Here is a 7,897-nt window from a genome sequence, read left to right on the forward strand (position 1 = left end):
ACAAGGCTAGAACGGGCCTATCATTTGCTTCGCCAGAGCGCTCAAACCGGAACCCTAGAGGCGGTCACTCTTCAAAAAATCCTACAAGACCGGACGAATGCCCCCCACTGCATCTGCCGCTATCCGGATCCCCATCTGCCCGCCTGGGATCGCACCGAAAGCGTGGCGGCTGTGGTGATGGATTTGAACCGGCAAATCTTACACCTGGCCCCCAACATTCCCGATCAAGTGGAGTTTGTACCGATTTCCGGGATTTTCTAGGTTTGGAAGATGCAGTAGGATCGAGCTGAAGAGAGAGGAGGGGCAGGCGATCGCGTCCTTGCTGTCGCCACCAGACAGCGGGATGAGGAAAGTCCGGGCTTTCAGAAGAACACACCGCTGGGGAAAGCCCAGTGCGGGTAACCGCGAGGATAGTGCCACAGAAACATACCGCCGATGGCTGGGATCCCAGCACAGGTAAGGGTGCAAAGGTGGGGTAAGAGCCCACCAGCAACGTCGTGAGGCGTTGGCTCGGTAAACCCCGGTGGAAAGCAAGGCCGCAGCCGCAGGACTATGGCTGTTCTTCGCCCCTGTCGGTTGCATCGAGGTCACGGTACCCAAAGTGGGGAAGGGTGCTCTCGATGGTGGTGAGCCGCTAGAGGGTGATGGTAACATCACTCCCAGATAGATGATCGCCAGTGCAACTCTGCACTACAGAACCCGGCTTACAACCTCCTCTCTTTTCTACTTGCACATCTACCTGTTTGCACATCTATTTGCACACAGAGAGAGTTTGTTCCGAGCTCACGGGAGTTCTGCAGGTTGCCGGGATCCCTGTGGTCTGGGGCTATTTATTGGCCGTAGTCAGTGTGTCGTTGGGAGAAGCTGTATCGCATGCCCACCTAGGGCACTTGGAGAGCCTTGTCCAATTGTGGGTGGCTGCGCTACGGCGTAGGTTCTGTCATTCTGGTCACGCCTGCCATCCACAGCTCCACGCAGGCTTGCAGAAGGGGGGGGATCCTGGCGGTTTCGGCGCCTTTCTCTGATTTTTTAGATTTTTCATCCGATAGCTGCCCCTCAACAGAGGGCTCGGTTCCGTCGGCGCCAACGGAAGGCAACTCGGCAGTTACCGCCAGCATTGCTGCTCCCAAAATCATTACATGCAAAACCCCAACGGCTGCATAAAGGCGATCCGGCTCGACAGATTGCAACTCAGAGTTGGGAAATCGCCGCAAATACTCTGTCAGTTGTTCTTGGGCCTGAGAAAAACCCATCCGCAAGGCGCGACGATGCTCCTCAGAATAAAGACCGGCCTCCCCGACCAGGGAGCGCACCAGCTCAGGATTGTCGGCCAAAGCCCGAAAACAGGTGTGGACGTAGCGCAGGAGAATGGCTTGTAACCCAGAGCCTTGAGAGGGGGCGGGATCCGCCTTCAGGGGCAGATCGGCTATGCCGGAAAAGACCCCCAGCTCCCCAAATACGGCCAGGAGTAACCCTTGCTTGGTGCCGAAGTGCCGAAACAGGGTGACCTCATTCACTCCGGCCAAATCCGCAATTTGACGGGTGGTGGTCTGGGTGATGCCCTGACGAACGAACAGCTCCCGAGCCGCATTCAGCAGCCTTTGCCGAGAAGAAGGACGTGCCATAGTGAGGAGAAAACCTGAAGAATTGCGGCGGGCTGCAAGTGACGCTTGCATTTACGGTGGAATACCGCTAGGCTTAATGTCAAGCGAGAGGATGTCGGCAGCGTTGCCTCTGCTCCTCTTCTTCCTGTGTAGCCAAGTTCATCACAGCGGAGCACATAGCAAGTCACCGCTGGCTATGGCGGTGTCTTCAGGGGCTTGACTCCGTTTTCACGTTGGGCCGCTGTTATCCGGCGGCCTTAACTTGGGCTTTGTGTTTTGGCTCTTTCCTAGTCAGTCTAGTCTACTTCTTCTTCTGAGGTTTTGTGGGTTCATGACCACTTCTTTTTCTCGCCAATCGCTGAATCATCCCGCTCCGCTCAATCGGCCCGAGCCCCAAGAGTCCTTTCGGTTTGCTTGGGAACATGTGCTCTTCTTTGCCATTTTTCACGTGGTGGCTTTGGTGGGAGGCATTTTCTTCTTCTCCTGGCCCGCTCTGGGAGTAGCCCTATTTCTCCACTGGTGTTTCGGCAGCTTAGGCATCTGCTTGGGGTACCACCGCCTGCTCAGCCATCGTAGTTTCCAGGTGCCCAAGTGGCTGGAATATGTCTTCACAACTCTCGGTGCCCTGGCCGTTCAAGGGGGGCCGATCTTTTGGGTGGGTGGCCACCGTCAGCATCACGCCTTCACCGAAGATGAGGAGAGGGATCCCTATTCTGCTCGTAAGGGCTTTTGGTGGAGCCATGTGCTCTGGCTGATCTACCACCGCGAAGAATTTTTTAACCCTGAGAAGTATTTTGCCTTTGCGCCCGACTTGGCTCGGGATCCCTTCTACCGCTGGCTGGATAGGTATGCTCTGCTTTTGCAACTGCCGTTGGCTGCAATACTCTACCTGCTGGGGGGCTGGTCATTCGTCGTGTACGGTATCTTCGTGCGGACAGTGCTGCTGCTGCATTGTACCTGGTTGATCAACTCGGCCAGCCACTTCTGGGGTTACCGGACTTTCGAGAGCAACGACAATGCCCGTAACCTTTGGTGGGCGGCGATTCTGACCTATGGTGAAGGCTGGCACAACAACCATCATGCCGACCCGAAGTGCGTTAAGGCCGGTTTGCGTTGGTGGGAGATCGACATGACCTACTGGGCCATTTGGCTGTTGGCGAGATTGGGCCTGGCTCGTAAGCTGCACCTGCCTGCCCAAGGCCAAGCTGCTCGCTGAACTGGTTTTTCCCAGACCTTGCAGAGGAATCATCCGGGGATCCCTATCCCTAGGGATCCCTTTTGGGTTGCAGAGAGAGCTAGTCTTCTAAGGGGCTATACTGCCACGCTCCATAGTGGTCAAGAATACGCTTAATTTGTTCTATGTCGGCATCGGGTTCTTGATGAATATGCAATGCCTCTATTTGGCTGTCTTGGTAGCGAAAGGTGGAGTTTTTTTTCCACTCCAGCTCCGTTTTCACCCCTGAAACACAAGCCAAATGGGCAGCCAATTCCCGATAAACCATCAGGGGCATAGGATCGTAGCGAACAGCGTAGCGTTTCAGCTTGGGGACGCTCACGTATGACAACCCAATCAACGTAGCTCAAAACAACTCAAGTATAGTCACTTCAAGTTAGATTAAGACGCTTCCTAACTACTCCGCGGTGTCGCCCAAATGCTCCGCATCACTTCCGCGAGCCCCCCAATCCCTCTCCCTAAGAGAGAGAAGAGCTAGGAAGCACTGCAACGGAACAGTTTCATTCCTCATTGAAATGACTATAACTTCTGGGCAATACAGTCACCAAAACCCCCCCGCTCAACACTCTTTGCTGGACACTTGACCGGCAAAACAGGATAGGACTAAGCAATTTTGTCATCGACCAAAGTGCAGCAGTTTACCTGATCTAGGCAAATCTTTCCCCATTGCAAGGCCCAGCGTACTAAGGCCACCCGATTTGCCGTTCGGGTCTTGCTCAAAATATTGCTGATGTGATTGTCAACGGTGCGCTTGCTGATCTCTAGGCGTTCCGCGATGTCCTGATTGGTCAGTCCTGCTGCAATCAACTCGATGACCTGCAGCTCCCGTTCGGACAACAAGTCTGCGGAATGATAGTCAGTACCCATTCCGAATGCCTGCTTAAGATGAACTGTAAAGATTACCTACCCCAATTCTAGGGGATCACCCCTGAGATGGATAGCCCTGCAGCAGGGAAATCTTGAGCGATTCTCGGCCAGACTCCGGCTGCAGGCCACTGATGCGAGCGTCTTCGGGCGGGTTTCACAAGGGATCCAAGTGCTTCCGGGGCAGTTCCACCTGAACCCACAGCCCACCGGTTTGTGGGTGATTGCGCAGTTGGATGGTGCCCCCGTGAACTTCGACAATTTGTCGCACAATTGCCAGCCCTAGGCCGGTTCCGCCTTTGCTGCGGGCCCGCGCAGTGTCGGTGCGGTAAAAGGGCTGAAAGACCAACTCAAATTGATCTTCTGGCAGGCCGGGGCCGTGGTCGTACACCTCTAACTGCACCTGGGATCCCTGCTCCGAAAGCACCACATGGATAGGAGAGTCGGGCTTGCCATACTTGACGGCGTTGTCCAAGAGATTGAGGATGAGGCGGTATAGGCGTTGCTCATCTCCCCAGAGGTAAATCTGGGACAATCCGCTCAGGTGCAGTTCCTGGTGTCGAGGCTTGGCCAACGGCTCTACACTTTGCCAGGCTTCCTGCACCAGACTTGCCAGATCCACCCAGCGCCACTGAGAGCGGGATGCGGCTCCCAAATTGAGGGCGCTGAGTTCGAGCAAGTCTTGAACCAAATGGCTCAGGCGCAGAGTTTCATTTAGCAATCGTTCCACCCAGACTGCTTGAGCGGCATCGACCCGGCTTTGTAAAGTTTCGGCCAGCAAGCGAATGGAGGTGAGGGGGGTTTTCAGCTCGTGAGCCACATCCGAAGCCCAGCGATCCCGCTGTTGGGCCAGCATTTTTGCTTCCAGCCGGTCTTCTAAAAAAATGGCCACGTGCGCTTGCGGCAGGAGCAACCCCCAAGCCCGCAGCGGAATCGGTTTGCCATCCCCACCGGAAGGGTAGAAAATCCATTCGCGACTTTGGACAGGAGCAGCGGTCTCCTGTCGGCGGGTAGCCTCGATGAGCTGATCCAACTCATAGGAGCGCACCCATTCCAGCAAGAGCTTGATGCCCGGCTGCCATTGGCTGATGCGCAGCAGGCGCTGGGCGGCAGGATTGCACTCCAGCACCACGTTGTTTTCGTCTACCCGCAGATATCCCCAAGGGAGCCGCTGACTCAGGTATTGCCAGTTTTGCAGTTGCTGTTTTTGGTTGGCCCAATCCAGATCTTGTTGGCGAAGATAACGGCTGAGCAAGCTGAGCATCTGTTCCAGGGAGTGGAGGGGCATGGCCAGATGCACCAGGGATCCCAACCGCTGCAATTCGCGTCTGAAACGGCGCCGAGTCTGCCACAGCAGGAGCAACGTGCAAAGCAAACCGATTCCCAACCCGATCAGGATCCCGGCTTCCAGTCCCATGTTCCCACCACCTTTGCTGCCATTGTCGCTCAGGGAAGCAAGAGTGGAGGCGAAAGCCCGGTTGCCGGCCTCTTATCGACGATGTACGAGGGTGGTACTGGCTTGGTCGGTGGGCACAAGCAAGATCTCGCTGATGTTCACGTGGGGGGGACGGGTTGCCGCAAACACCACCACTTCAGCCACATCCATCGCCGTCAAGGGGGTGAGGCCCTGATACACTGCTGCCGCGCGGGCGCGATCCCCACGGAAGCGCACTTGGCTGAACTCGGTTTCCACCAGGCCCGGCTGAATCTCGGTGACGCGAATGGGGGTGCCCAGTAAATCCAGCTTCAGCCCCTCGGAGATGGCCCGCACGGCGGCCTTAGAAGCGCAATACACAGCGCCACCTGGGTAGGTCTGCCGACCGGCAATGGAGCCGATGTTCACCACATGGCCTCGACCTCGCTCCACCATGCCGGGCAAAACGGCGCGGGTAACATAGAGCAGACCCTTGAGGTTGGTATCGATCATCTCTTCCCAATCTTGCAAGGCCCCCATGTGGAGCTTGTCTAAGCCACGACTTAAACCGGCATTGTTGATCAAGATGTCGATGTCGGCCCACGGCGAGGGCAGAGATTGGAGCGCCTGCTGCACGGCTGCCCCATCCCGCACATCCAAAGCCAGCAGGTAGGAAGGAGTGCCGTAAGCCTGCTGCAATTCCCCAGCCAGTTCCTGCAGCCGATCCTGACGGCGGGCCACCAGAATCAGGCGGGCTCCAGAACGGGCAAAAAGGGTGGCACAAGCGGCCCCAATGCCGCTACTGGCTCCGGTGATGAGCACGATGGAGTTTTCAAGCATCATTTGCTAATTCAAATGCTGTGATTTCAGTTGGGTTGAGTCGGAGAAAAATGGACAGCCACCTTCAGCTTCCTCGTCAGTTCGAGGCTACAGCCATTCTAGAGTTCGAGCCACTTCCCCAGGGGGGAGCCTGGGATCCAGCAAACGAATCGTTTCTCTGCCGTTCGGTAGCGACCCTACCGCTCCCTGCAAGAGCCTAAAGAGAGCGCTCCAGCAGCTTGACGCAAGCATACAGAGTATCCAAATGGGGAGTGGGCACCCCCACCAAACGCCCCAACTCGGTGATGGCTCCCACAATGGCCTCGATCTCCGTCCGTCGCCCCAGCTCAATATCCTGCAGCATCGAGGTGCGATGGGATCCCACGCGGGCTGCATCTTCTAGCCGCTCTTCCAAAGAGACCGGCAGCCGGATCCCTAGAGCTTGAGCTACAGCCTCAACTTCCTGCATCACCGACCGAACCAAAGCACGGGTGGGTGGGTATTGGGCAATTTCATCTTGAGCAGCCCGGGTGAGGGCGCTGATGGGATTGAAGGCGGCATTGCCCCACAGTTTCTGCCAGATCTCGGCCCGAATCTGCGAGGTGAGGGTGGTGGAAAGCTGCGCCTGTTCAAAGATGGCGGCCAAGGACTGCAGCCGTCCTGACAGGGATCCATCCGGCTCCCCCAGAATGTAGCGCCCACCCCCTGTGTGCAAGACCACTCCCGGCTCTGCCAACTGCACGGCAATGTACACCACACAGCCAATCACCCGCTCTATCGGCAAATGAGCAGCGATAACCCCTTCTGGATCCACGGAAGTCAGGGAATGCCCCTCAAACTCGCCCCCATGCCGGTAAAAGTACCACCAGGGGATACCATTCTGGGCGATCACAATGGGGGTGTCGGGGCCACACAGGGATCCCAGTCGAGGGGCAAGCTGCGGCAAGCTGTGGGCCTTGACCGTCACTATCAGCCAGTCCTGTGGGCCCAGGGCAGCCGGATCGTCGGTGGCTGTCAACCGCTCTACCCAGGTTTGGGAGGGATCCCCCTGCCGGATGAGCTTCAGACCTTGGGTGCGGATGGCCTGCAGGTGAGCTCCACGGGCCACGACACTGACGGGAAAGCCAGACCGAGCCAGGCATATGGCCAAGTGACTTCCCACCGCCCCAGCGCCAACGATACAAATCTTCATGAGTTTATCATCTTTCCGCCACCCACCTCATATCCAGGTGGCCAATTGACATGGAATTGACATGGAGCTGTAACAAGGCCCGATACCGGGCCCGGGAGAAATCCTCGACAGCTTTACTCTGCCCCCCCTTGGGTCACCCTTAGGATCCCATATCCAAGTGCCACGCCCACCAGGGTCAGCACAATGCAGAGTCCAGCAATGGTGAAGATCTCGCCAGCCATAGATTCAGCTTCCTCGCAAATGGGATACATCGCCTTCTCAGGATATCGGATCCCAAGCCCTGGCCTTCACTCCAAGGGTGTAGCGGCCCAAACCCAACTCCTCGAAAAACAGTCGTTCTCCCAGACTTGATGAGATCCGGCTATCCGCCTCTATAATGAAAGCAATTTACAAGTCTTTACCGGCATAGGCTAAATTGTAATGCCTACAGCCGTAAAGCTTGTTTGGTGGCTCTCGAATGGCCCGTTGGGCCTCGCGAGTTGTGGAAACGGTTCTAAGTAGGGTCTTGAAGCGCTAGGGATCCTGACTTAACGGGAAACTCCTGAGCAGTTCTTGCCAAAGAGCCGTTCAAGGAAACTGAGGCAAAAGACCCAGGAGTTGAGTCTTTATACCTAGGCTCCGCTCCTGCTTCGAAGAAGCAAACTTTGTAGTTTCATTAATGTCCTCATTCATTTAGATGTCTTTAAGGAGTAGTTCAGATGACCATAGCGGTAGGGCGCGTGCGTCAGGAGCGAGGATGGTTCGACATCGTCGATGACTGGCTCAAGCGC

Annotated in this window: 9 protein-coding genes and 1 other RNA gene; 3 read left to right on the forward strand and 7 right to left on the reverse strand. The window is 56.3% G+C overall.

Translation table 11 applies throughout. The features are described 5' to 3' along the window. Both NW837_RS02560 and rnpB read left to right on the forward strand, forming a co-directional pair. A partial coding sequence (locus NW837_RS02560) for a hypothetical protein (RefSeq protein WP_414329130.1) occupies positions 1-261 on the forward strand: 261 nt, incomplete at its 5' end. 32 nt (positions 262-293) lie between these two features. Further along, an RNA gene (gene rnpB, locus NW837_RS02565) (RNase P RNA component class A) lies at positions 294-723 on the forward strand. A 200-nt stretch (positions 724-923) separates the two neighbouring features. On the opposite strand, the gene NW837_RS02570 is transcribed toward rnpB, so the two are convergent. Beyond that, positions 924-1,625: a TetR/AcrR family transcriptional regulator gene (locus tag NW837_RS02570; protein ID WP_414329131.1), complete on the reverse strand. Its 702-nt coding sequence runs from the start codon at positions 1,623-1,625 to the stop codon at positions 924-926. A gap of 310 nt (positions 1,626-1,935) precedes the next feature. On the opposite strand from NW837_RS02570, the gene NW837_RS02575 reads away from it, so the two are divergent. After that, positions 1,936-2,820: an acyl-CoA desaturase gene (locus NW837_RS02575; protein ID WP_414329132.1), complete on the forward strand. Its 885-nt coding sequence runs from the start codon at positions 1,936-1,938 to the stop codon at positions 2,818-2,820. Positions 2,821-2,899: 79 nt separating this feature from the next. Here NW837_RS02575 and NW837_RS02580 read toward each other — a convergent pair whose 3' ends face one another. The 6 genes from NW837_RS02580 to NW837_RS02605 all read right to left on the reverse strand — a co-directional run bounded on the left by NW837_RS02580 (position 2,900) and on the right by NW837_RS02605 (position 7,348). Continuing rightward, on the reverse strand, positions 2,900-3,160 hold the full coding sequence (locus tag NW837_RS02580) for a hypothetical protein (protein ID WP_414329133.1): 261 nt from the start codon (positions 3,158-3,160) through the stop codon (positions 2,900-2,902). Positions 3,161-3,441: 281 nt separating this feature from the next. Continuing rightward, positions 3,442-3,705, reverse strand: a complete 264-nt coding sequence (locus NW837_RS02585; RefSeq protein ID WP_011432496.1) for a helix-turn-helix domain-containing protein — start codon at positions 3,703-3,705, stop codon at positions 3,442-3,444. A 154-nt stretch (positions 3,706-3,859) separates the two neighbouring features. Next, a complete protein-coding gene (locus NW837_RS02590; RefSeq protein ID WP_414329134.1) occupies positions 3,860-5,119 on the reverse strand; it encodes a sensor histidine kinase in 1,260 nt (419 codons plus the stop codon). Positions 5,120-5,191: 72 nt separating this feature from the next. Then, positions 5,192-5,959, reverse strand: coding sequence for an SDR family oxidoreductase (locus tag NW837_RS02595; protein ID WP_414329135.1), 768 nt, complete (start codon positions 5,957-5,959; stop codon positions 5,192-5,194). A gap of 193 nt (positions 5,960-6,152) precedes the next feature. Continuing rightward, complete coding sequence (locus NW837_RS02600) at positions 6,153-7,127, reverse strand: ketopantoate reductase family protein (protein ID WP_414329136.1); 975 nt, start codon at positions 7,125-7,127, stop codon at positions 6,153-6,155. Positions 7,128-7,240: 113 nt separating this feature from the next. Continuing rightward, entirely contained in the window at positions 7,241-7,348 is a 108-nt protein-coding gene (locus NW837_RS02605; protein ID WP_414329137.1) for a PetM family cytochrome b6-f complex subunit 7, read from the reverse strand. Between the last annotated feature and the right edge of the window lie 549 nt (positions 7,349-7,897).

The organism is Synechococcus sp. R6-10 (assembly GCF_047461815.1).
GTDB lineage: Bacteria > Cyanobacteriota > Cyanobacteriia > Thermostichales > Thermostichaceae > Thermostichus.

Excerpts from the sequence above, each read along its gene's own strand:
- NW837_RS02570 (WP_414329131.1), bottom strand. The coding sequence starts at position 1,625 with ATGGCACGTCCTTCTTCTCGGCAAAGGCTGCTGAATGCGGCTCGGGAG.
- NW837_RS02575 (WP_414329132.1), top strand. The coding sequence starts at position 1,936 with ATGACCACTTCTTTTTCTCGCCAATCGCTGAATCATCCCGCTCCGCTC.
- NW837_RS02585 (WP_011432496.1), bottom strand. The coding sequence starts at position 3,705 with ATGGGTACTGACTATCATTCCGCAGACTTGTTGTCCGAACGGGAGCTG.
- NW837_RS02590 (WP_414329134.1), bottom strand. The coding sequence starts at position 5,119 with ATGGGACTGGAAGCCGGGATCCTGATCGGGTTGGGAATCGGTTTGCTT.
- NW837_RS02595 (WP_414329135.1), bottom strand. The coding sequence starts at position 5,959 with ATGATGCTTGAAAACTCCATCGTGCTCATCACCGGAGCCAGTAGCGGC.
- NW837_RS02600 (WP_414329136.1), bottom strand. The coding sequence starts at position 7,127 with ATGAAGATTTGTATCGTTGGCGCTGGGGCGGTGGGAAGTCACTTGGCC.
- NW837_RS02605 (WP_414329137.1), bottom strand. The coding sequence starts at position 7,348 with ATGGCTGGCGAGATCTTCACCATTGCTGGACTCTGCATTGTGCTGACC.